Source organism: Pseudomonas sp. BF-R-26, assembly GCF_019947395.1.
Taxonomy (GTDB): Bacteria; Pseudomonadota; Gammaproteobacteria; order Pseudomonadales; family Pseudomonadaceae; genus Aquipseudomonas; species Aquipseudomonas farris.
The window spans coordinates 233,555-257,004 of the sequence record NZ_JAGYGK010000011.1 but is presented as its reverse complement, the minus strand read 5'-3'; the positions used below and the strand labels follow the sequence as shown (position 1 = coordinate 257,004).

Genomic DNA, 23,450 nt, shown 5'->3' with positions numbered 1-23,450 from the left:
CGCTTATTTCCACCAATACTCGACCTGCAATCCGACGTTCGAACCGTGTCGCGCCGTGCCGAAGGCGCCGGTGTCGGACAACGCCGAACCCGCCGCCAGTTCATTGGCCGCCCGTTTGGCCGCCTCGTTCCAGCTGGCATAGGTGTAATACAGACGCACCTCGGGGCGCGCCCAGAATTCCGGCCCCTTGGGCGACCAGGTCGGGGCGAAGGTGAACTTGCTCAGCTTGCGCGTCCCGCCCGTGGCTTCAACCTGATCGTGGCCCAGTTCGGTCACCAGCTTGAACTGCTCGGTGATCGCATACGCCGGACGAATCCCGAGGGAAATCCAGTTCTGGTCGGCGCCGTCCGGGCGAATGTCTTTCTGGTAGACCGCTTCGACTTGCCCGCCGAAACGCGGCGTCACTTGCCAGTCGAAGAACTCCACCACCCGGTAGCTTTTGCTGCTGTCATCCAGCGTCACGTTACCGGTATAGCCCAACCCGGTGCCCGGACCTTCGCCGTACTGAAAGGCCAGTTTATTCTTGCCGCCCAGAAAGCCTTTCTGCACATGCTGGGTGGTAATTGCCCAACCGCGATGAGCGTCGCGGCTGTCGGGTTTGTCGATGTAGCTCAGGCCGAATTCCAGTTCGCCGCCGGGGTTGGTATTGAAACCGGCGACGTTGAAATCGTGACGGTTGATGTAGTCCTTCTGGTACAGATTGTCTTTGCGCGAGAAGGCGTAGCTGTACTTCAGATCGCCGATCAGCACATCTTCGATACCGCCGCCGGTGGCGCTCTGGTTCCAGTAGTAGAAGTCGGAAATGTGGATATCGTTCCGTTTGTAGTAACGCCGACCGGCCCACAGCGAGCCGCCGTTGAGGCTGGGCATGTTCGACCATTGCGCATACAGCTGCGGCAGGCGCACCGAGCCGTTGTCACCGTTGAACGTCAGGTCCTTGTCGTACTGGTTATACAGCGATGCCATGCCGTCGACGCTGAGCACCGAACCATCGTCCAGGGTGTACAGATCCTGGCGCAATTCAAGTTCGGCGTATTGCTCGCATTCGTTACCCAAGCGGTATTTGGTCTGCGCTCCCGGCAGTTGGAAACACTGCTGTTTACCGCTGTTAACCGAGGTTCCGACGCCGCTGCGCAAGTAACCGGCGAATTCCAGCGCCTGGGCCGACAGTGGTAATGCCAGGCACACGCCCGCCGCTACAAGGCTGCGATTTATTGTTGTTTTCAAGAACCACCTCATTATTTTTATTGTGTGATGCAGCAAAAAACGGCGCGCAAAACTCCCCCGCGCAGCGTTCTGCGTGTTTTTTAAAACGGTGCTTTTATTGGTTAAGGGCTAGTGGTTAGTCAGGTGCAGCACGAACGACTCAAACGGCCGTAAAAACACCTGCTGATTGCGCAGCGCACAGTCCGGGTAGTTGCTGATGACCAGACGTTGAGCCATCGCTTCGCTGATCACGTCATCTGGCAGTTCGACTTCGCACGGCGCGCCATAGAAGTTGTTCAGCACCAGCAAACGCTCGCCATGGCCTTCACGCACATACGCCCAGATTTTCGTGTGCTCAGGCAATAACTGCCGATACACGCCGTCGGACATCAGCGTTTCACGGCGGCGCAGGGCAATCAGCTGACGGTAGTGATGCAGCACGGAATCCGGATCGTCGAGTTGGTGAGCGACGTTGATCTGCGCCGCGTTGGCCGGCACACCGATCCATGGTTCGGCAGCGCTGAAACCGGCGTTAGGCTCGGCGTTCCAGTGCATGGGCGTACGACCGTTGTCCCGGGACTTCTGCATGATCGCCGCCATGTTGTCGGCGTCGCTGCTACCGGCTTCGCGCTTGAGCCGGAAGATGTTCAGGGTTTCGACATCGCGGTATTGATCGATGTGATCGAACCCCGGATTGGTCATGCCCAGTTCTTCACCCTGGTACACGAACGGCGTGCCCTGCAGGAAATGCAGCGCCGTGCCGAGCATCTTCGCCGACACCACCCGATGCTCACCATCGTGACCAAAACGCGAGACCACACGCGGCTGATCGTGGTTACACCAGAACAACGCGTTCCAGCCGCCACCAGCCTGCATCCCGGTCTGCCAATCGGAGAGGATGCGCTTGAGTGCGAGGAAATCGAAATCGGCGCGAACCCACTTTTGCAGGTTCGGGTAATCCACCTTCAAGTGATGAAAGTTGAAGGTCATCGACAGCTCTTTCGACTCCAGCCGCGAGTAGCGAATGCAGTGTTCCAGGCTGGTGGACGACATCTCGCCGACGTTGATCAGATCATGGCCTTCGAACACTTCACGGTGCATCTGCTGCAGGTATTCGTGGACGTTCGGGCCATCGGTGTAGAAGCGACGACCGTCGCTGTTGTCTTCGGGGAAGTCCGCCGGTTTGGAGATCAGGTTGATCACGTCCAGTCGGAAACCGCCCACACCCTTGTCGCGCCAGAAACGCATCATCTTGAAGACTTCGGCACGCACCTGGGGGTTGTCCCAGTTCAGGTCGGCCTGCGTGTGGTCGAACAAGTGCAGGTAGTACTGACCAGTCTGGGCCTCGTACTCCCAGGCCGAACCGCCGAACTTGGATTCCCAGTTGTTCGGCTGGTCGCGCCAGATGTAGAAATCGCGGTAAGGGTTATCGAGGCTACTACGGGCCTGCTGAAACCAGGTGTGTTCGATCGAGGTGTGATTGACCACGATGTCGAGCATCAATTTGATCCCGCGCTTGTCGGCTTCGGCGATCAGCAACTCGCAGTCGGCCATGGTCCCGTAGCTTGGATCAATGGCGTAGTAATCGCTGATGTCGTAACCGTTGTCGCGCTGGGGCGAACGCAGGAACGGCGTGATCCACAGGCAATCGACACCCAGCCAGTGCAGGTAGTCGAGCTTGGCCACGACGCCGAGCAAATCCCCCGTGGGGTTGCCGGCGTGGCTGTGAAAACTCTTCGGGTAGATCTGGTAGATCACCGAACGTTGCCAGTCTTGCATGGCGGGATTCCCTCTTAAATATGTACTGGCCCCGTAGGAGCTGCCGAAGGCTGCGATCTTTTGATCCTGGTCTTTCAGCAACACCGCCGAAGATCAAAAGATCGCAGCCTTCGGCAGCTCCTACGGGCGAATGCGATCTATCAAGCGACCCGATACCCGGGCCGAACAATCCTCATGCTCAACCCGCAGGTCAGAACAAACGGCACGACCATGGCAATCACCATCCCGACCACGAACATCGGAATGAACTGCGGAATGATCGAGATGAAACCGGGCAAGCCGCCGACGCCGATTGCCGAGGCCTGGACCTTGTTCAGCGACAGGAAGATGCAGCCCAGCGCGGAGCCGATCAGAGCCGCATAGAACGGAAACTTGTAGCGCAGATTGACCCCGAACATGGCCGGTTCGGTGATGCCGAAGTAGGCAGAAATCGCCGAGGTCGAGGCCATGCTTTTGTCCCGCACACTGCGGGTCGTGTAGAACACCGCCAGGGCCGCGCTGCCTTGGGCGAGGTTGGACATGACAATCATCGGCCAGATGAAAGTGCCGCCCTGGGTGGAGATCAGTTGCAGGTCGACCGCGAGAAACATGTGGTGCATGCCGGTGATCACCAGCGGTGCGTAGAGCAGGCCGAAAATCGCGCCACCGACCATGGGCGCCAGGTCGAACAGGGTGACCACGCCTTCGGTGATGAGGATCCCCAGATGGCGGGTCACCGGGCCAATCACTGCCAGCGCCAGCACACCGGTGACGACGATTGTAGTGATCGGCACCACCAGCAATTGCACCGCGTTAGGCACCCGCGCCCGCAGCCACTTTTCGATGACGCTCATCACGTAGGCTGCCAGCAGGATCGGCAGGATTTGCCCCTGGTACCCGACCTTCTCGATCTGAAAAATACCAAGGATGTCGAAGTACGGCAGGCTCTGCCCCTCCAGCCCCGCCACCGCTTTGCCGTAGTTCCAGGCATTAAGCAGATCCGGGTGAACCAGCATCAGGCCAAGCACAATGCCGAGGATTTCACTGCCGCCAAAGCGCTTGGCCGCCGACCAGCCCACTAGTGCCGGGAGAAACACGAACGAGGTGTTGGCCATCAGGTTGATCAGGCTCCAGAGCCCGTCAAGCTTGGGGTAGGCGTCCAGCAGGGTCTTGCCCTCGATGAACATGCCCTTGGCGCCGATCAGGTTGTTGATGCCCATCAACAGGCCGGCAATGATCAGTGCCGGGAGGATCGGCATGAACACGTCGGAAAACACCCGCACCAATCGCTGCATCGGGTGGATCTTGTCGGCGCTTTTCTGTTTGACGTCGGCGATGGTCGAGGCGGCGAGACCGGTTTGCCGGCGCAGTTCGGCGTAGACCTTTTCCACCTCGCCGGGGCCGATCACCACCTGGAACAAGCCACCGGTAAAGAACGAACCTTTGACCAGATCGATCTGGTTCAGCGTGGCGCTGTTGACCAGTTTCGGGTCCTTGAGGGCCAGGCGCAGCCGTGTGACGCAATGCGCGGCCTGCTCGAGGTTGTCGCTGCCACCGAGGCTGTGTAGCAGCTCAGAGGCGATATTCGGGTAGTCGTGGCTCATGCTTGTTCTTCCACTGTAGTTTTTTGTTATTGGCAGCACGCCGAAGCGAAAAGTACTCGTCTGTACGAGTTATTGCAACAACTCGTACAGACGAGTTTGGTTTTGTTTCTCCCGAACCCGACAGGCGGCGATATTTCCTACCTCCGAAGTCAAAGAAACCCAAAGCCGCATGGACAAACCCCTACCCTGCCCTTAAGGTTCAAAACCTTGAGCACAGCGCGGCACAGAGCCATCCCCATGAGTAAATACAACCAGATCTACAGCGATCTGCTTGCCAGCATCACGACCGAACGTCTGGAACGCGGCGCACGACTGCCTTCCGAAACCGAACTGATGGACAGCTATCAGGCCAGCCGCGGCACCGTGCGCAAGGCCATCGAGCAATTGCAGGAGCGCGGTTTCGCCCAGAAAGTCCACGGCAAAGGCACCTTCGTGCTGTCGACCAACCCGATCGAGTTTCAGCTCGGCGGCATCGTCAGCTTCCAGGAAACCTACCCACGACTGGGCAATGACGTCAGCACCGAAGTGGTCGAGTTCGCACAAATACCTCTCGAAGGCCCGTTGCTTGAACACATCAAGGCCAAAGAAGGCAGCCTGATCACACGAATCAAGCGAGTGCGGCGGATCGACGGCAAACGGGTGATCCTCGACATCAACCATTTCGTCAGCGACGTGATTCCCGGCCTGTCCCGCGATATCGCCGAACAATCGATCTACGCCTTCATCGAGCAGACCCTGCAACTGCAAATCGCCTACGCCCAGCGCACCATCGAAGCAGTGCCCCGCAGCAAGGACGACCAACTGCTCCTGGACCTCGACGGCCAGAGTCATGTGATCGTGGTCAGCAACCAGACCTTCCTGCAGGACGGTCGACAGTTCGAGTACACCGAGTCGCGGCACACCCTCGATAAATTCTATTTTTCGGATGTGGCCCGGCGCTGACACTACACGGTACTGAATCGACAATGGCCATAACTATGTAGTGCACATTCCTTGAGCGAACGGGTCATCCTCGATGCCCATTTCTCAAGGATAGAGAGCATGAACCCGATCGAAACCCGCCCACTGCCCAATGCTGCCGACAAGGCAGCGCTCAAGGCAATCGCCACCAGCGTCATCCAGACGTGCCCCAGCCTGCAAGACACGGCGCACGAAGTTGCCAGTGACCTGCTGAAAAAATATGACATCGTCGACCTCGATCCGGATCAGGTGTACTTCCACCGATTCGACGCGTCCCAAAGCAGCTCGAAAGCCTTCACCGGTTGGGAACACGTCAAGGCAACGCCCACCAGTTCCATGACCCTGACGCAGCTGGTGATCCATCGCTTCCGCGTCGCTGACCAGGACAACGCCGACTTGCTGGATGTCTATGCGGGCTTCTATACCGTCGGCCCGAAAACTGGCGATTTCAATGAAACCAACGAAGTGCGCCTGCATGGCAATGAGGTTTTGAAGGACTTCTGGAGCATTGATTTCAGCACGCGCTATACCGATAAGCTAACCGCGTTCTGGAACGATTCCGGCACCGACTTCCGTACCCTGGCCAAGTGCAATTTTCTTATCAAAGCCCTGCAGGCGCGTGATAAACGCCAGTTGAGTGAAAAGGACTTCCAGTTCGTCACCAATGCGGTCATTGGCCCGATTACCTGGCCTGTCAGCCTGCAGTTGCTGCAATCACAACACCCCTGCGCTGACAGCGTTCGAACCCTGGATGTCGATGGCTACATGGCCAACAACATTCTTCGTTTTGTCGCGCCCAAGGGCCGGCAGATTGTTTACCTGCCCGGTGAAACCGACGCCTTTCAGGTGCTGGAAACCGCGATAGACATGCACTACTGGATGTTGCAGCGGATGAACACGGAAGATGCGCGCCAGGCGTTCATGACGCATTTTTCCCTGGCCGATCGCCAGACCGTCGCCGAGAACATCACCGATATCATGAACCGGCTGGTCAGCACCTGGGGCAAGTACGACCATCACCTGATCAATCAAAAGAACCAGGCTGTCACCGGCGATGCGTTTAGCTGGTTGGGCGACTCGACCAAAGCTGCGATGTTCGCCGAAGCCGAACTCTCGCTGACATCCAATGGCGATCTACGCAAAAAACTCTGGATCGGCTACCTCAGCGCGGGGGTGAGAGTGCTCGGTCCGATGGCGGTCGTCGGCTGGCCGATTGCACTGCCAGTGGTCGGCGCCAGCATCGTCAGCCTGGGCTTGAACATCGATCAGGCGGTCAATGGAAAAACCACCGAGGAACGCAAGGCCGGCGTCCTTGGCGCGGTGCTCAGCAGCATAGATTTGCTGTTTAACCTTTTAGTCCTCAAAGGTCCGGGCTCGCTTGAGGAAGTCGGCCCGGAAATCGACGCTGCCGAAGCGAAAGAAATGGCCGATCTGAAGGAATCGACACTACCCGTCAAAAGCCCGGGACCGACGCCGACCGAGGTCACCATTGAAGCAGCGGGCGAGACCGAGCCTGCTGTGAAGGTGCCAGAGACTTTCAAGATCGATGTGTCACTCGATGACAATGCGCTGGTTCGTGAACCGGGCAAATTTCAAGGGACTTATCGCCTCGCGTCCAACCCTTCGAGCGCTATCAAGCTCAACGACAATGCTTATTACGTGCGCTATGAAACCAACATAAACGGCCGTGGTAGCTGGGCCATTGTCGACCCGGCCAAGCCCGATGCATTCTCGGGCACGATTCCCGTGCGCCTGGACGCCGAAGGCAAGTGGCAAATCATCCCGCGACTGGGGCTGAGGGGCGGCATGAACGTACCGCCCATTGCGACCGCTGGCGTATCAGCTGAACCCGTTGTCGAAGAATGGGCACGAACGCCGAGCATTCATGTGCCCGGCCTCGAAGACCCCGAGATGAGAGCCTGGGCACTCGGTGGGGCAGACGTTCGCGGCCTGTTCAGAAGGGTATGGACAATCGGCTCAATAGACGTGCGCAGTGTGCTCATGTCCGATGTAGATACAGTCGGCGCCCGTAGTGTATTCATGTCCCCTATGGACGAACTCACAGGCTCCTTGAGCGAGTTTGACCTGGCGCAGGAAGAACCTCGCAGCAACCTGGTCAGTGACGCAAAGGTGTATTACGAGCTTAATCCACCCAGTCCTCGTCTACCGATACCTACAGCACAACTGTTCGAAACGTCCACCAATCTGCTCGATGCTGCATTCACGGGAAAGCCGGGGTTAGTCGTCGGTGAGAGTCAAGGCAGCATCGGCAGCAAACAGTTCCTGATCGATAACATGCCCGCGCTGGCCCAGCGCGGGGTGAAAACCCTGTACTTGCAGGAGCTGCTGGCGAACGCCAACCAACTTGAACTGGATGCCTTCGCGCGAACCGGCGAAATGCCGGAAGAACTGGAAAACTACTTGAGGAAACTCGACATCAAGGCCGGCAACGATCCCGATGGCAAATTCAATTTGCTCGCGCTGGTGAAAGCCGCCAATGCCCAGCACATTCGGGTTCAAGCTATCGACATGTCGACGACCTACAACATCAATAAAGATGCTTTTAACTGGGAATCGGATTACCAGATGACCAGGAGTTTTTTTGCCAGCGAGGTCATCCACTTCAATGAAGAACTGAAAGAGCCGGCCAAATGGATTGCCCTGGTCAATCAGGAAAACATGGCGACGTTCAGAGGCTACCGGGGCATCAGCGAACAGACCGATGCCCTGAGCCTTCGTATCGATGATGTAGTGCCGGGGCAGGCACAACCCATCGGCTCCGATCCCGGGCTAGCAGTGGAATATGCAGACTATCCGGACTCCCCTGTTTATGACGTGTCAGACGGAACTGATTTCGACAGCATCCATGACCTGATCAAAGGCGACTGGCGCGTTCAGATGGAAACCCCATGGGCCTACCGGCCCCCGCAGGATCTGAGAGCGCTGTTGCCGGAGTCGGGAATGTTCACCTTTCAGCGCTTCAGAAGCAACGTGCTGGTGGTTTATCGCAACGCCAATAACGAAATTGTAGAGAGCTCCGTTAGATCGACACCCGGTGGAAGGCTCAACCTGGATACCCCGCTTCGGCCAGCCTATGAATCCATGACTGTGGACAACCTCGATGAACTCAAAGAGGCATTGACTGCAAAGGGGATGAAGCCCATGGGCTGGCCGGAAGTGGCTGGCGAGGTTGACGAAGCAGGATCGCTGATCGAAAACCTTCCTCGGTCGCTGCCTGAAATCCAGCGATCGGGCATTCCAGACAACTGGCAGGCCAACGAACTGCTGGAGGACAAAACACCCGGCACCGATTCCGGAAAATTCCAGGGCATCTATCAACTCGACGCCAACCCTTCAACTGCCATCATGCTGGATGACACGGCCTATTACGTGCGCTACGAAGCCGACGTCAATGGCGGCGGCACTTGGGCCATCATTGATCCTGAACGACCGAACGCGTTTTCAGGATCTCTACCGGTACGCCTCAATGCTCAGGGCGAATGGGAGCTGGCCCCCCGAGCCGAACTCAAGGGCGGCGGCAACACGCAGCCAGGAACGTCCCAGGTCACTGTTCAAAATCCACCGCTGGCCACCCTGAGCCGTCCCGCCACTCGGTACGATGCTTCGGGCGGACTCCGTCTCAGAAAACTGGCGCTGGGCATAAGAGAAACTCACATCAAAATCATGCGCCAGCCCGATGGACATCTGCGCGGGATGTCCACTTACGACGAATACGTCGCAGCCCATCGCGCAAACCTGTCACGGGACGCCCGACAGTTCTTTTCCCGTAGTGGGTTAACTGGTTCATTGCCCGCGCGCCCGGCGCTTCCTGTCGTGACACCATCGACCACCGCCGCAGAACTGATTCCGGAGATTTTTAACGCCGCACCAGGCTTGGTCATCGGCGAAAGCCAGGATCGCATTGCCAGCATGCGGTTTCTTATCGAGAACATGCCGATCCTGGCCCAAAAGGAGGTCAAGACGCTCTATTTCCATCGCCTGCTCAACGATTTCAGTCAACTGGATCTCAATCAGTTTTTCAGAAGCGGGGAAATGTCCGACGACCTTGAGAAGTCTCTACGACAGCTGCAAAGCGATCCTTCCGGACGGTTCACGCCGCTTGAAGTGGTCAAGGTCGCTCAACACAACCGCATTCGAATACAGGCAACGGATTGTCTGGCGAGTTACCGCTACCCCGCCTCGCCACTTCCCGACATGCATGAACAAGCCATAAAAACCTACCTCACCCACACCATCATGCAGGCCAATGAATCGCTCAACGGGGCTGGAAAATGGGTGGTGCTGACGGATCAGGAAAACTTGAACACCTTTCGCGGCATGCCTGGCATCAGTGAAATGCAGGGTGGTATTGGTTTGCGCATTGAAGAGGTGCTACCGGAAGAAAACTTGCTGATCGAAACGGATCGGGGGATTGAGATAGGACGCGGTTTTGGCTCGCAACACGAATCCATTAGGGGAGATTCCGACACCCTGTTTGCCGACCTGAGTCTGCAGACGCCACTGCCCTTGCTCGAAAGGACACCGGAGGAGCTCGAGCGACTGCTGTTCCGCCAAGGCATGTTCACTTTCGAGAAGTCGGACGGCGGTTGGACGCTGATTCATCGCGGAAGGGATGGCCGAATTGCACGAACACTGGTCGAGCGTACAGTTGACGGCAAGTATCTGATCAATCGCCCCTCATGGACCGAAGTGCACCAGGTGCCTTATGCCGACATCGTCGAACTGTCCTGGGCCCTGAGCCGTATGGGCATGGACCTCGAAGGCCGCTTGCCGCTTTAACTCATCATCCGTTTCTACAAGGTACACAACCCCTGAAACGCAAAAAGCCCCCGATCTCTCGATCGGGGGCTTCTTTTGTCACTATCGTTTTGAGCCTGAGTTCACAGGCTCAATCACGATCATTCCCACTCAATGGTCGCTGGCGGCTTGCTCGACACGTCGTAGGTGACGCGGGAGATGCCTTCGATTTCATTGATGATGCGGCCGCTGACGGTTTCCAGCAGTTCGTAAGGCAGGTGTGCCCAACGCGCGGTCATGAAGTCGATGGTTTCCACGGCACGCAGGGCAACGACCCAGGCGTAACGACGGCCATCGCCGACAACGCCAACCGATTTCACCGGCTGGAACACCACGAATGCCTGACTGACCTTGTGGTACCAGTCGGCCTTGCGCAGCTCTTCGATGAAGATGTGGTCGGCGCGACGCAGCAGGTCGGCGTATTCCTTCTTCACTTCACCGAGGATCCGCACACCCAGGCCTGGGCCCGGGAACGGGTGACGGTAGACCATGTCGTACGGCAGGCCGAGTTCCAGGCCCAGACGACGGACTTCGTCCTTGAACAGCTCGCGCAGCGGTTCAACCAGCTTGAGGTTCATTTCTTCCGGCAGGCCGCCCACGTTGTGGTGCGACTTGATCACGTGCGCCTTGCCGCTTTTCGCGCCAGCCGACTCGATCACGTCCGGGTAGATGGTGCCTTGGGCGAGGTACTTGATGTTATCCAGTTTGTTGGACTGGGCATCGAAAACGTCGATGAAGGTACGGCCAATGATCTTGCGCTTCTTCTCTGGGTCGCTTTCGCCAGCCAGGTTGTCGAGGAACTGGTCCTCGGCGTTGGCGCGAATCACTTTGACGCCCATGTTCTCGGCGAACATGGCCATCACTTGCTCGCCTTCGTGCAGGCGCAGCAGGCCGTTGTCGACGAACACGCAGGTCAGCTGGTCGCCGATGGCCTTGTGCAGCAGCGCGGCAACCACCGAGGAGTCAACGCCGCCGGACAAGCCGAGCAATACGTTGTCGGTACCAACCTGGGCGCGGACCTGGGCGATGGCGTCTTCCGCAATCTTCGAAGGTGTCCACAGGGCTTCGCAGCCGCAGATGTCGAGGATGAAGCGCGAGAGGATGCGACCGCCCTGCTTGGTGTGGGTCACTTCCGGGTGGAACTGCACGCCGTAGTAGCCGCGAGCATCGTTGAACATGCCGGCAATCGGGCAGCTTGGGGTGCTGGCCAGGATGTGGAAGTCTTCCGGCATCTTGGTGACCTTGTCACCGTGGCTCATCCATACGTCGAGGCCGAACAGGCCATCGGCGTCGATATGGTCTTCGATGCCATCGAGCAGACGGCTCTTGCCGACCACGTCAACGCGGGCATAACCGAACTCACGCAGCTCGGAACCTTCGACCTTGCCACCCAGCTGTTCAGCCATGGTCTGCATGCCGTAGCAGATACCGAAGACCGGTACGCCCAGGTCAAACACCGCTTGCGGGCAGCGCGGGCTGTCGGCTACGTGCACGGACTCGGGGCCGCCGGCGAGAATGACGCCTTTTGGAGCGAATTCGCGAATCGCTTCGTCGTCCATGTCGAACGGATGCAGTTCGCAGTACACGCCGATTTCACGCACGCGGCGGGCAATCAGCTGGGTGTACTGGGAACCGAAGTCGAGGATCAGGATGCGGTGGGCGTGAATGTCGAGGGCCATGTGGTCAGTCTCGTCTATGCAGTTCGGTGAAGAGAATCAGAAACAACTCGGGGCTGAAAACAGCCCCGGTTACTTAACTTATTGCTGGAAGCCTCAACCTACGCGGTAGTTTGGCGCTTCTTTGGTGATTTGCACGTCGTGAACGTGGGACTCGGCCATGCCAGCGCCGGTGATCCGCACGAACTCAGGCTTGGTGCGCATTTCTTCGATATCGGCGCTACCGGTGTAGCCCATGGAAGAACGCAGGCCACCCATCAGTTGATGGATGATGGCGCTCAGGGTGCCCTTGTACGGAACACGCCCTTCGATGCCTTCCGGAACCAGTTTCTCGGCGCCTGCCGAGGAGTCCTGGAAGTAACGGTCGGAGGAACCTTGAGCCTGGGACATGGCGCCCAGCGAACCCATGCCGCGGTAAGCCTTGTACGAACGGCCCTGGAACAGTTCGATCTCGCCCGGCGCTTCTTCAGTACCGGCAAACATCGAGCCCATCATCACGCAGGAAGCACCGGCAACGATGGCCTTGGACAGGTCACCGGAGAAACGGATGCCGCCGTCGGCGATCAACGGAACGCCAGTGCCTTCAAGGGCAGCGGCGACGTTGGCGATGGCGCTGATTTGCGGGACGCCGACACCGGCGACGATACGGGTGGTGCAGATCGAGCCAGGGCCGATACCGACCTTGACTGCGTCAGCGCCGGCTTCGGCCAGGGCCTTGGCGGCAGCGCCGGTGGCGATGTTGCCGCCGATGACCTGCACTTCAGGGAAGTTCTGCTTGACCCAGCGAACGCGGTCGATCACGCCTTTGGAGTGACCGTGAGCAGTGTCGACCACTACTACGTCAACACCAGCGTGAACCAGGGCAGCTACGCGGTCACCAGTGTCTTTACCGGTACCGACTGCAGCGCCAACGCGCAGACGACCTTGATCGTCCTTGCTGGCCAGTGGGTAAGCCTTGGCTTTTTCGATGTCGTTGACGGTCATCATGCCTTTGAGGGCGAATTTGTCGTCGACGATCAGCACGCGTTCGATACGGTGCTTGTGCAACAGCTCACGGACGTCGTTCTTGTCGGCGCCTTCCTTGACCGTGACCAGACGCTCTTTAGGCGTCATCACTTCACGGACGCTGGCGTCCATGCGGTTTTCGAAACGCACGTCACGGGAAGTGACGATGCCGACCAGGTCGCCATCGTGCAGTACCGGAACGCCGGAGATGTTGTGCAGGCGGGTGAGTTCGAACAGTTCACGAACCGTGGCGTCAGCCTCGATGGTGATCGGGTCCTTGACCACGCCGGCCTCGTACCGTTTGACCTTACGCACTTCGGCAGCTTGCTGCTCGATGGTCATGTTCTTGTGGATGATACCGATGCCACCTTCCTGAGCCATGGCAATTGCCAAACGGGCTTCAGTAACGGTGTCCATGGCAGCAGAAACCAGTGGAATATTCAGCTCGATGCCACGGGTAAGGCGGGTCTTGAGACTGACTTCGTTAGGAAGAACCTCGGAATAACCGGGCACTAAAAGAATGTCGTCGAAGGTCAGAGCTTCTTGGCTGATACGCAGCATCGCGGGGGCTCCCGAGCGGGAAAATGGAAGCGCGCCATTATAGTCAGACACCCCCTCGGGTTCAATGTAAAACTCTGTCTATTATTGGCATTACTGACATACGGAAAAACGACGTCTCTGTAGGAGCTGCCGAAGGCTGCGATCTTTTGACTTTGATTTTCAAAAACAAGATCAAAAGATCGCAGCCTTCGGCAGCTCCTGCAAAGGCGCCCGCGTTCAGAGTTCGACCTTGACCCAGCTCACAGGTTGATCCAGCCAATCGGCAAATTCGTCGATAAAGCTCTGCTTGAACCCGGCCTCGAGCCAGTTGTTGAAGATGAAGCCCAGGTTGGAAAAGCCGCACTCCTGCAAGAACAGAAACCCGTTGATGTCGTCTTCATGCCCGCATTCAGGGCACGTGAAGTTATCGGTGCGCCCCGGCATCCACTCTTCCAGGCTTTCGAACAGCGCTTCGCCGATTTCCTTGCGGCACTCGGCGCAGCCGGCCTCTTCGAGAAATCCCTTGGCCGGTGTATAGATGCAGCGCTTGGTGATGATTTCCAGGCCATTGATCGGCTCGCCGAACGGCAGCGCTTCAGGGTGCAGGACCACCGCACGGGCACCGTCGGCGATGGCGTGGGCCATGCGATTGCCGGTGCGACCACAGGTGGTCAGTTCTTCTTTAATGATGTTCTTGCGCACCAGCCAACGCACGACCGCCCGGGCCCGGGGTTCGTGCACCGGCAGGGTGGAGATTTTCGGGACGATGATGCTTTGCGAGTTCATGGTGCAAGCCTACTGCGTCAAAAGGATGTTCTGCGGTGTTCGTCCTGACGCCATCGCGGGCAAGCCCGCTCCCACACGATCTCGGTTGTAAACACATTTGTGCTCACCTGAGATCCTTGTGGGAGCGGGCTTGCCCGCGATGGCGTCAGGACGGCCGGCAGCTTAATCCCTGACGAAATCCGGTCAAGTACTCAAATAGCGCCCGATCAAGGCAATCCCGCTGGCCAGTACCAGCCAGGTCACCAGCCGCACGAATGCCTCGCGGGACAATTTCATGATCAACCGCCGACCGATCCACAACCCCAGCGCCATCGCCGGCAACAAACACAGCGCCAATACCAACAAGGGTAGCTCGGCATACACACCGGCGACGGCAAACAGGCTCAAACGCACCACGGTGCTGCAACTGATCAGCGCACTCTGGGTTGCCCGGGCTGCGTCCTTGGGCAGCCGACTGTTCAAATAGATCGCATATAAAAAGCCGCCACTGCCAAACAGCGCCCCGAACATCCCGCCCACCGTGCCCATCGGCACCGCCCACCCGGCGGACAATTGCGCCGGACGGGTTTTAATCCACAGGCTGTAAATCGCATAGGCACTGATAAACAGCCCCATCAACAGCAGCAAAACATCGGATTTCAGGTTCAGCAGAAATATCACTCCCAACGTGCAGCCTACCGCCATACATGGCAGCAGCCGCAGCAATTCGGGCCTCGCCACATCCCGTCGCGAGGGCAGCAAATTGCCGAACGCCGCGACGAAGTCCAGCAGCACCAGCAGCGGCACGATTTTCGACAGCGGCATGAACAGGATCAGAATCGGCCCGGCCACCAGCGCGGTGCCAAAACCGGCGATGCCGAACACGATGTAGGCCAGGGCAACGCCCAACCCGATCACCAGCCAATCCACCGCCCCCCACGGCCATTGGTTTAACAACTCCAGCACACTCATCGTCACGGCTTCCTTTAATTTCTGTGATGACTTTAGCCAGCGCCGAGCGTTGCGACTAATATCTTCAAGGCCATCTACCCATCTCAAAAAGGCATGTCTCGTGCTTTCAACCCGTCAATTGCGCTACTTCGTGGAAATCGCCGAGAGCGGCAGCTTCAGCGCTGCAGCCGAACGACTGTTTATTGCTCAATCCGCCTTGAGCCGGCAGATCAAGGACATGGAAACCCGTCTGCAAACGCCGCTGTTCGAACGCACCGCACGCCAGCCCCGTTTGACGGCGGCAGGTGAAGCCTTTTTGCCTCGGGCGAGAAACCTGCTGAACGAACTGACCAAGGCCAGCGAAATGGCTACTCAGGTGGGCACCGGTCAACTCGGCGTGTTGCGCCTGAGTCACTCCAGCACGGTGCCCATGAGCGGTCGGCTGTTGCGAGGCATCAGCGTCTATCTGGATCGGCACGCCGGTGTGTCCATGGACATCGTCAAACTGTCCTCCGAGGCGCAACTGGAAGAATTGGCCGAAGGTCGCCTCGATGTGGGCCTGTTGCGCCTGCCGGTGCTGCGTCAGCGTGAAGGGGTGCAGATTGTTCCGCTGTACAGCGAGCGCCTGTTGCTGGCGGTGCCGCCGAATCATCGGTTGGCTGTGGATAAGTCCGCGCAAGGCATCGATCTGGCGCAGTTGAAGAATGAAGCGTTTATTTCCATCCCTCATCCACAGCGTGGCGGCCTGAGCTATCTGTCCGCCGAGTTGTGCATGCGCCAGGGGTTCTTTCCCCAGGCGGCGCGGGTGGTGTCGCGCAAAACCACGCAACTGCAATTGATCCAGGCCGGATTCGGTATCGCGCTGCTACCGGAATCGATGCAGGACATCGCACCGCCGGATATCCACTTTCTCCCCTTGGCCGACCCCGATTGCCAAAGCACCGTCGCCCTCGCCTATCGGCAGAGTCCCACTGCTCTGGTTCAGCAATTCATTCAGCACTTCACCCAATCGGCGTAGGAGCTGCCGAAGGCTGCGATCTTTTGATCTTCAGCAATTTCAGCCTCGCCGAAATTCAAGATCAAAAGATCGCAGCCTGCGGCAGCTCCTACAGGGGATCGTGCATTGCGCAGGAGATTGCCTTTATCATGCGCCCCATGATTAAAGATCCCTTTGCAAGACTCGGCCTGGACCGGGAAGTCCTGACTGTCAGCCAGCTCAACGGCCGCGCGCGGGTGTTGCTCGAAGACGTGTTCAGCAACATCTGGGTCGAAGGCGAAATCTCCAACCTCGCCCGCCCGGCGTCCGGCCATGTGTATTTCACCCTCAAGGACAGCGGCGCCCAAGTGCGTTGCGCGCTGTTTCGGCAGAACGCCGCGCGGGTTCGCCAGGCGCTGAAGGACGGCTTGGCGGTCAAGGTTCGCGGCAAGGTTTCGCTGTTTGAAGGCCGTGGCGATTACCAGCTGATTCTCGACACAGTGGAACCGGCCGGTGACGGCGCCCTGCGTCTGGCCTTCGATGCGTTGAAGGAAAAGCTCAGCGCCGAAGGCCTGTTCAGTGCCGAGCGCAAAGTGCCGCTGCCGGCGCACCCGCAACGCATCGGCATCATCAGCTCGCCCACCGGCGCGGTGATCCGCGACATCATCAGTGTGTTCCGCCGCCGCGCGCCGCAGATCCAACTGACGCTGATCCCCACCGCCGTGCAAGGCCGCGAAGCTACCGCGCAGATTGTCCGCGCGCTGAAACTGGCGGATGCCCGCGGTTTCGACGCGCTGATCCTGGCCCGTGGTGGCGGCTCACTGGAAGACCTCTGGTGTTTCAACGAAGAAGCCGTGGCCCGCGCCGTGGATGCCTGCGTGACGCCGATTGTCAGCGCCGTCGGCCACGAAACCGACGTGTCGATCAGTGACTTCGTCGCCGACGTCCGCGCCCCGACACCGTCCGCCGCGGCCGAACTGCTCGCGCCGGATTCCAGCGATCTGGTGCGTCGTGTCGAAAGTCTGCACCGGCGCCTGGTGATGCGCATCCGCGACCGCTTGATGCGCGACCGGTTGCGTCTGGAAGGCATGGCCCGGCGCCTGCGTCATCCTGGCGAACGACTGCGTCAGCAAGCACAACGCCTGGATGACCTGGACATGCGCATGCGCCGCGCTTTCGAACGCAGCCTCAATACCCGTCGCGAACGTTTGATCCGTCTGGAAACCCGCCTCGCTGGCCAACATCCGGGGCGGCAATTGGCGTTGCTTCGCCAGCGCCTCGACAGCCTCGCCGAGCGCCTGCCCCGAGCCATGCGTGAAGGGCTTAAATCCCGCCGGCTGCAACTGCAAAGTCAGATGCAGACGCTGCATGTGGTCAGCCCCTTGGCGACCCTCGCGCGTGGCTACAGCATTCTGCTGGACGAGCGCGGCAACGCGATTCGTAGCGCCGCGCAGACCCATACCGGCCAACGCCTGAAAGCCAAACTGGGCGAAGGCGAGCTGCAAGTGCGCGTCGAAGACAATCACCTGACGCCTGTCACCCTTTCTTTACTGGATTGATCCATGCCGCGTTTTTTAGCTCCGCTGCTGTTGCTGTGCCTGACGTTCAACGCCCACGCCGACAGTTACATCACCCGCCTGTTGAACAAACCGGTGCCGGGTGGCGTGGCGGTGGTGGATCTGGGCAGCTCCGCCCAGGCACCCAAAGCCAGCTATCAAGGCAAACCGGTATTGGTGGTCAAGGAACAGAACAACTGGCTGGCCATCGTCGGCGTGCCGCTGACCGTCAAACCGGGCAGCCAGTCGCTTAGCAGTGGTGGTCGTAACCTGAGCTTCACCGTCGGCGGCAAGAAATACCCGGAACAGCACATCACCCTGAAAAACACTCAGCAGGTCAATCCGAACCCGGAGAATCTCAAGCGCATCGAGGGCGAGCTGGCGGAGCAGATCCAGGCCTACCGCAGCTTCAGCCCGAACACCCCGAGCAATCTGCTGCTGGACAAACCGGTCAACGGGCCGCTGTCGAGCAAGTTTGGCGTGCGCCGCTTTTTCAATGGAGAAGAACGCAATCCCCACGCAGGCCTCGACTTCGCGGTGCCTGCCGGCACGCCGATCAAAACCCCGGCCGCCGGCAAGGTGATCCTGATTGGTAACTACTTCTTCAACGGCAATACGGTATTCGTCGACCACGGCCAGGGCTTTATCAGCATGTTCTGCCATATGTCGAAGATCGACGTGAAGGTCGGCCAGCAACTGGCCCGTGGTGGCGTGGTCGGCAAAGTCGGCTCCACCGGGCGCGCGACCGGGCCGCATATGCACTGGAACATCAGCCTGAATGATGCGCGGGTGGATCCGGCGATTTTTATTGGGGCGTTCCAGCCTTAAATAGTTGTTGAGGCTGATGGCCTCATCGCGAGCAGGCTCGCTCCCACAATGGATTTCGTCGTACACAATATCTGTGTCTCATGAAGATCAAATGTGAGAGCGAGCCTGCTCGCGAAGGCGGCCTCATTGGCACCGCTTATTCCGCCTCAAGGTCCTCAATCCCGTGGACCTCCCTGTGCATCAGACGCTCTTTGATCCAGGTCTGAGTTTCCTCCGAGAAACCAGCCAACTCTTCAGATGTGATCAGCTCATGAGTACACAGCCCCAGCAAATGAGCAGGCGCCTCATTGCGTGAGTGACTGAAAACGCCAAACGCCCAATACAGCTCCTGCTGACCGGCCTTCAGCCTTTCTTCACTGGCTTCAATACGCTCATAAGGCGCCAGGCTTTTATCCAGCACCGTGCGCTCGACCTCCTCCATGATCCGGATACACATCCGCTCATGGGCTACCGGACGCAGTGCGCTATAGAGCTTCCAATCCGACTCGTTCATTGCCAACTCCTGCTTTCTGGTCGTCTGGTTGAGGCTTTAAGAATAGCTGCGTCGACCGAACTGCAATCGCCAACCTTCAATTGCGCATCGCTCAAACCTCGCGCAAACATCAATACAATCCCTGCCATTCACCGCAACAAAATCTCAATAAACTCGACTTTTCGAGTATTCCTCTCAATTTTTTTCGACTGCTTGCCATCCTTTCCCCCCGCGGTTAGGGTTGAAGGCATGAAAACCTCTCACACCCTCATTCAGCTTCGCCAGCACCGCAGCCTGTGCCTCGTCAGCGCACGACTGCCAGGCTGAATCGCGGTGCCTCGTCTTACGCTTTATCCCCAGAACATTTGATCCACCGGCAGGCCGCCTTTTTTCGGCCCACACAATAAGGATTTTCCGATGAGCATGCTCAAAGACCCGTCTTCGAAATACCGCGCGTTCCCGACCATCGATATCCCGGACCGCACCTGGCCATCGAAGACCATCACCGCAGCGCCGATCTGGTGCAGCTCGGACCTTCGTGACGGCAACCAGTCGCTGATCGAGCCCATGGACGCGGTCAAGAAGCTGCGTTTCTGGAAAACCCTGGTGCAAGTCGGCGTGAAAGAAATCGAAGCCTCGTTCCCGGCCGCTTCGCAAACCGACTTCGACTTCGTGCGTACGCTGATCGAAGACGGCCACATCCCGGACGACACCACCATTCAGGTGCTGACCCAGGGCCGTGAAGACTTGATCGCACGTACCTTCGAATCCCTGCGCGGTGCCAAGAAAGCCATCGTTCACCTGTACAACGCGACCTCCCCTTCCTTCCGCCGCATTGTCTTCAACCAGGACAAGGACGGGATCAAGGCCATCGCCGTGAACGCCGCCAAGCTGTTCGTCAAATACGCCGCCCAGCAGCCGGAAACCGAGTGGACCTTCGAGTACTCGCCAGAAACCTTCAGCGCCACCGAACTGGAATTCGCCAAGGAAGTCTGCGACGCGGTGATCGAAGTGTGGAACCCGACGCCTGAGCACAAGGTGATCCTCAACCTGCCTGCCACCGTCGAATGCGCCACCCCGAACATCTATGCCGACCAGATCGAATGGTTCGGCCGCCACATCAACCGTCGTGACAGCGTGATCATCAGCCTGCACACCCACAACGACCGTGGCACTGGCGTAGCCGCCACCGAACTGGGCCTGATGGCCGGCGCCGACCGTGTCGAAGGTTGCCTGTTCGGCAACGGCGAGCGGACCGGTAACGTCGACCTGGTGACCGTGGCATTGAACCTCTACACCCAGGGCATCCACCCTGAACTGGACTTTTCCGATATCGACGGCGTGCGCAAAGTCGTCGAAGAATGCAACCAGATCCAGGTGCACCCACGTCACCCGTATGTCGGCGACCTGGTTCACACCGCGTTCTCTGGCTCGCACCAGGATGCGATCCGCAAGGGCTTCTCCCAGCAGAAACCGGACGCCCTGTGGGAAGTGCCGTACTTGCCGATCGACCCGGCCGACATCGGCCGCAGCTATGAGGCGGTGATTCGCGTCAACAGCCAGTCGGGCAAGGGCGGTATCGCTTACCTGCTGGAACAGGAATACGGCATCAACTTGCCGCGCCGCATGCAGATCGAGTTCAGTCAGGTCGTACAGCGTGAAACCGATCGCCTGGGCCTGGAGATGACTGCCCAGCAGATCCACGCGCTGCTGCACAGCGAGTACTTGCAGGCCAACACCCCGTACGCGCTGGTCAGCCATCGTTTGCAGGAAGAAAACGGTCACAGCGCCGTGGAAGTGGAAGTCTCCAGCAAAGGTCAGGGTGAAACCAACCTGCACTGGCGTGGCAAGGGCAACGGCGCTCTGGAAGCGCTGGTGGCCGGTCTGCCGATCCCGGTGGAAATCATGGACTACAACGAACACGCCATCGGCGCGGGCACCAATGCCAAGGCAGCGGCCTACATTGAACTGCGGGTGAATGGTGAGCGTGCGGTGCACGGCGTCGGTATCGATGAAAACATCACCACCGCCAGCTTCAAGGCCCTGTTCAGCGCTCTGAACCGCTCCCTGAGCCAGCCGGAAGCGAAAGCGGCGTAAGTCTGCGCGGCAATGCAAAAGGCCCCGGGGTGTGAACCTCGGGGCCTGATCGTTCCCACGCTCTGCGTGGGAACGATCAGTTACGTGAACTCGAAGGTATCCGCATCCAGATTCGCCGGAAACCGTGCGCGATAAGCCGCCAACTCCGCCGCGTCCAGAACAACCTTGAAGACCCCATCGGCATCGCCTGCGCTGAGCAACGTCTCGCCCTGAAAATCCAGCACCTGACTGTCACCGGTATACGCAAAGCCTTTGCCATCAGTACCGATGCGGTTCACCGCCGCCACATAGCAAAGGTTTTCGATCCCCCGTGCCGGCAGCAGACGGTTCCAGTGCTGGCGCCGGGCGCCCGGCCAATTGGCGGTGTACAGCAATAAGTCGGTGTCTTGAGGGTCGCGGCTCCAGACCGGGAAACGCAGGTCGTAGCAAATCAGCGGCCGCACTCGCCAGCCCTTCAATTCGAACTGCACCTGACGCTCGCCCGGGGTGAAATGGTTGTGCTCACCCGCCATGCGGAACAGATGACGCTTGTCGTAGTGCCACACCTCCCCGTCCGGCCGCGCCCACAACAGACGATTGCGATGGCTGCCGTCAGCCACCTGGACGATGATGCTGCCGGTGATCACCGCGTCCAGTTTCGCCGCCTGAACCCGCAGCCATTTACTGGTAGGGCCATTTTCCGGCTCGGCTAGGGCTTCCGATTCCATGGAGAAACCGGTGGTGAACATCTCAGGAAGAATGATCAGGTCAGCGCCGCGAGCCTGTTCCAGCAAGGGCTCGAAATGCTGCAGATTGGCCTGACGATCATGCCAGGCCAGGGTGGTCTGGATCAGCGCAACATTCAGATTGGGCAGAGCACTCAGATCACGCATAGTTTTGCCGCTGCTTCACGCAGGGTCTCCTCGCGTTTGGCAAAGCACAGGCGCACCAGGCGCTGGCCGACCGGTGGAGTCTGGTAGAACACCGAGATCGGAATGCTCGCGACGCCATGTTCGCGGGTCATCCACAGCGCCATCTCGACGTCATTGAGGTCCGGGCGAATCTGCGAGTAATCGACCAGCTGGAAGTAAGTACCGGCCACGCGGGTGAAACTGAAGCGTGACGGTGTCAGCAGATCGCAGAACAGATCGCGCTTGGCCTGATAGAAGTCCGGCAACTCTTCGACGTGTTCCGGGTGCTCGGCCATGTAATCGGCCAAGGCATATTGCAACGGCGTCACGCCGCAGAAACTGACGTACTGGTGAACCTTGCGCAGCTCTGCGGTGAGGGCTGGCGGCGCCACTACATAACCGGTTTTCCAACCGGTGACGTGGTAGGTCTTGCCGAACGAACTGACCACAAATGCGCGTTGATAGAGCTCTTCGTGGGCCAATACGCTGACGTGAGGCACGCCGTCGAATACCAGGTGCTCGTAGACTTCGTCGCTGATCACATAGATGTCGCGGTCGCGGATCAACGCCGCCAGTTGATCCAGCTCGGCACGGCTGATCAGTGCTCCGCTGGGGTTGTGCGGGGTATTGAGGATAATCATCCGCGTGCGCGGCGTAATGGCCTCAGCGAGCTTCTGGAAGTCGATGGCAAAGTCTTTCAGGCCCAGTTGCACATGCACGCAACGGCCACCGGCCAGCTCCACCGAAGGTTCATAACTGTCGTAGGCCGGATCAAACACGATGACTTCGTCACCGCTATGGATCACCGCCTGAATGGCGCAGAAGATTGCCTGAGTCGCGCCGGGGGTGACCGTCACTTCATTGTCGGCATCGACATGGGCGCCGTAGCTGCGAGCGATCTTTGCTGCAATCTGCTGACGCAACACCGGCAAGCCGGTCATCGGCGAATACTGATTGTGACCACTGGCGATATGCCGACCGACTGCATCGCGCAGGGCCTGCGGGCCGTCGAAATCGGGAAACCCTTGAGACAGATTGATCGCCCCGGTTTGCGCCGCGAGCTGAGACATCTGCGTGAAGATAGTGACGCCGACATTCGGCAGCTTACTGGTGATCATCGGTGATTCCCCGGCTCTACACCCGGCTCTACGACGGCACGGGAGAGCTCGAGAATAGCCCAAACGGCGCCCATAAAAAAAGGGCGCCAACCGGCGCCCTTCTTCTAAAACATTCACCGCATAACCTGTGGTGAGCGGGCTTGCCCGCGTTGGGTCGCGAAGCGGCCCCAAAACCTGTAATCGAGGTGCTTCTGATGAAACCCATTGATCGATTTGCGACTGCTTCGCAG

Annotated in this window: 16 protein-coding genes; 6 read left to right on the top strand and 10 right to left on the bottom strand. The window is 58.8% G+C overall.

Going from position 1 to position 23,450, the window contains the following annotated elements; genetic code table 11:
- Positions 1-3 precede the first annotated feature (3 nt).
- The 3 genes from KGB18_RS18625 to treP form a co-directional block, all read right to left on the bottom strand.
- Positions 4-1,227 carry a maltoporin gene (locus KGB18_RS18625; protein WP_123719409.1) on the bottom strand — a complete coding sequence of 408 codons (1,224 nt, stop codon included), beginning with the start codon at positions 1,225-1,227 and terminating at the stop codon, positions 4-6.
- 108 nt (positions 1,228-1,335) lie between these two features.
- Entirely contained in the window at positions 1,336-2,985 is a 1,650-nt protein-coding gene (gene treC / locus KGB18_RS18620; protein WP_123719410.1) for an alpha,alpha-phosphotrehalase, read from the bottom strand.
- Positions 2,986-3,125: 140 nt separating this feature from the next.
- On the bottom strand, positions 3,126-4,568 hold the full coding sequence (gene treP / locus KGB18_RS18615) for a PTS system trehalose-specific EIIBC component (protein WP_223570332.1): 1,443 nt from the start codon (positions 4,566-4,568) through the stop codon (positions 3,126-3,128).
- 237 nt (positions 4,569-4,805) lie between these two features.
- Between treP and treR the strand changes: the two genes are divergently transcribed.
- Complete coding sequence (gene treR / locus KGB18_RS18610; RefSeq protein WP_123719412.1) at positions 4,806-5,510, top strand: trehalose operon repressor; 705 nt, start codon at positions 4,806-4,808, stop codon at positions 5,508-5,510.
- Between the two features lie 99 nt (positions 5,511-5,609).
- On the top strand, positions 5,610-10,328 hold the full coding sequence (locus KGB18_RS18605) for a membrane-targeted effector domain-containing toxin (RefSeq protein ID WP_223570331.1): 4,719 nt from the start codon (positions 5,610-5,612) through the stop codon (positions 10,326-10,328).
- A 119-nt stretch (positions 10,329-10,447) separates the two neighbouring features.
- Here KGB18_RS18605 and guaA read toward each other — a convergent pair whose 3' ends face one another.
- The 4 genes from guaA to KGB18_RS18585 form a co-directional block, all read right to left on the bottom strand.
- Entirely contained in the window at positions 10,448-12,025 is a 1,578-nt protein-coding gene (gene guaA / locus KGB18_RS18600) for a glutamine-hydrolyzing GMP synthase (RefSeq protein ID WP_007903619.1), read from the bottom strand.
- Positions 12,026-12,118: 93 nt separating this feature from the next.
- Positions 12,119-13,588: an IMP dehydrogenase gene (guaB, locus tag KGB18_RS18595; protein ID WP_123358100.1), complete on the bottom strand. Its 1,470-nt coding sequence runs from the start codon at positions 13,586-13,588 to the stop codon at positions 12,119-12,121.
- 216 nt (positions 13,589-13,804) lie between these two features.
- Positions 13,805-14,353 (bottom strand): sugar ABC transporter ATPase, encoded by a 549-nt coding sequence (locus KGB18_RS18590; RefSeq protein WP_223570330.1) that lies wholly within the window; start codon positions 14,351-14,353, stop codon positions 13,805-13,807.
- Between the two features lie 183 nt (positions 14,354-14,536).
- Positions 14,537-15,304 (bottom strand): sulfite exporter TauE/SafE family protein, encoded by a 768-nt coding sequence (locus KGB18_RS18585; protein ID WP_123719414.1) that lies wholly within the window; start codon positions 15,302-15,304, stop codon positions 14,537-14,539.
- A 100-nt stretch (positions 15,305-15,404) separates the two neighbouring features.
- Between KGB18_RS18585 and KGB18_RS18580 the strand changes: the two genes are divergently transcribed.
- The 3 genes from KGB18_RS18580 to KGB18_RS18570 all read left to right on the top strand — a co-directional run bounded on the left by KGB18_RS18580 (position 15,405) and on the right by KGB18_RS18570 (position 18,643).
- Positions 15,405-16,301 carry a LysR family transcriptional regulator gene (locus tag KGB18_RS18580; RefSeq protein ID WP_123719415.1) on the top strand — a complete coding sequence of 299 codons (897 nt, stop codon included), beginning with the start codon at positions 15,405-15,407 and terminating at the stop codon, positions 16,299-16,301.
- A 137-nt stretch (positions 16,302-16,438) separates the two neighbouring features.
- Positions 16,439-17,818 (top strand): exodeoxyribonuclease VII large subunit, encoded by a 1,380-nt coding sequence (gene xseA, locus KGB18_RS18575; protein ID WP_223570338.1) that lies wholly within the window; start codon positions 16,439-16,441, stop codon positions 17,816-17,818.
- A gap of 3 nt (positions 17,819-17,821) precedes the next feature.
- On the top strand, positions 17,822-18,643 hold the full coding sequence (locus tag KGB18_RS18570; protein ID WP_201060489.1) for a peptidoglycan DD-metalloendopeptidase family protein: 822 nt from the start codon (positions 17,822-17,824) through the stop codon (positions 18,641-18,643).
- 136 nt (positions 18,644-18,779) lie between these two features.
- Here the strand turns inward: KGB18_RS18570 and KGB18_RS18565 are convergent, their stop codons facing one another.
- Positions 18,780-19,136, bottom strand: a complete 357-nt coding sequence (locus KGB18_RS18565; RefSeq protein WP_223570329.1) for a hypothetical protein — start codon at positions 19,134-19,136, stop codon at positions 18,780-18,782.
- Positions 19,137-19,532: 396 nt separating this feature from the next.
- On the opposite strand from KGB18_RS18565, the gene leuA reads away from it, so the two are divergent.
- Positions 19,533-21,212, top strand: a complete 1,680-nt coding sequence (gene leuA / locus KGB18_RS18560) for a 2-isopropylmalate synthase (protein ID WP_050681792.1) — start codon at positions 19,533-19,535, stop codon at positions 21,210-21,212.
- An 80-nt stretch (positions 21,213-21,292) separates the two neighbouring features.
- Here leuA and KGB18_RS18555 read toward each other — a convergent pair whose 3' ends face one another.
- Together KGB18_RS18555 and KGB18_RS18550 are read right to left on the bottom strand one after the other, a co-directional pair.
- Positions 21,293-22,084, bottom strand: coding sequence for an amidohydrolase (locus tag KGB18_RS18555; RefSeq protein ID WP_223570328.1), 792 nt, complete (start codon positions 22,082-22,084; stop codon positions 21,293-21,295).
- A complete protein-coding gene (locus KGB18_RS18550) occupies positions 22,072-23,220 on the bottom strand; it encodes a pyridoxal phosphate-dependent aminotransferase (protein ID WP_123719419.1) in 1,149 nt (382 codons plus the stop codon). The genes KGB18_RS18555 and KGB18_RS18550 overlap by 13 nt, the downstream gene beginning before the upstream one ends.
- Positions 23,221-23,450 lie beyond the last annotated feature (230 nt).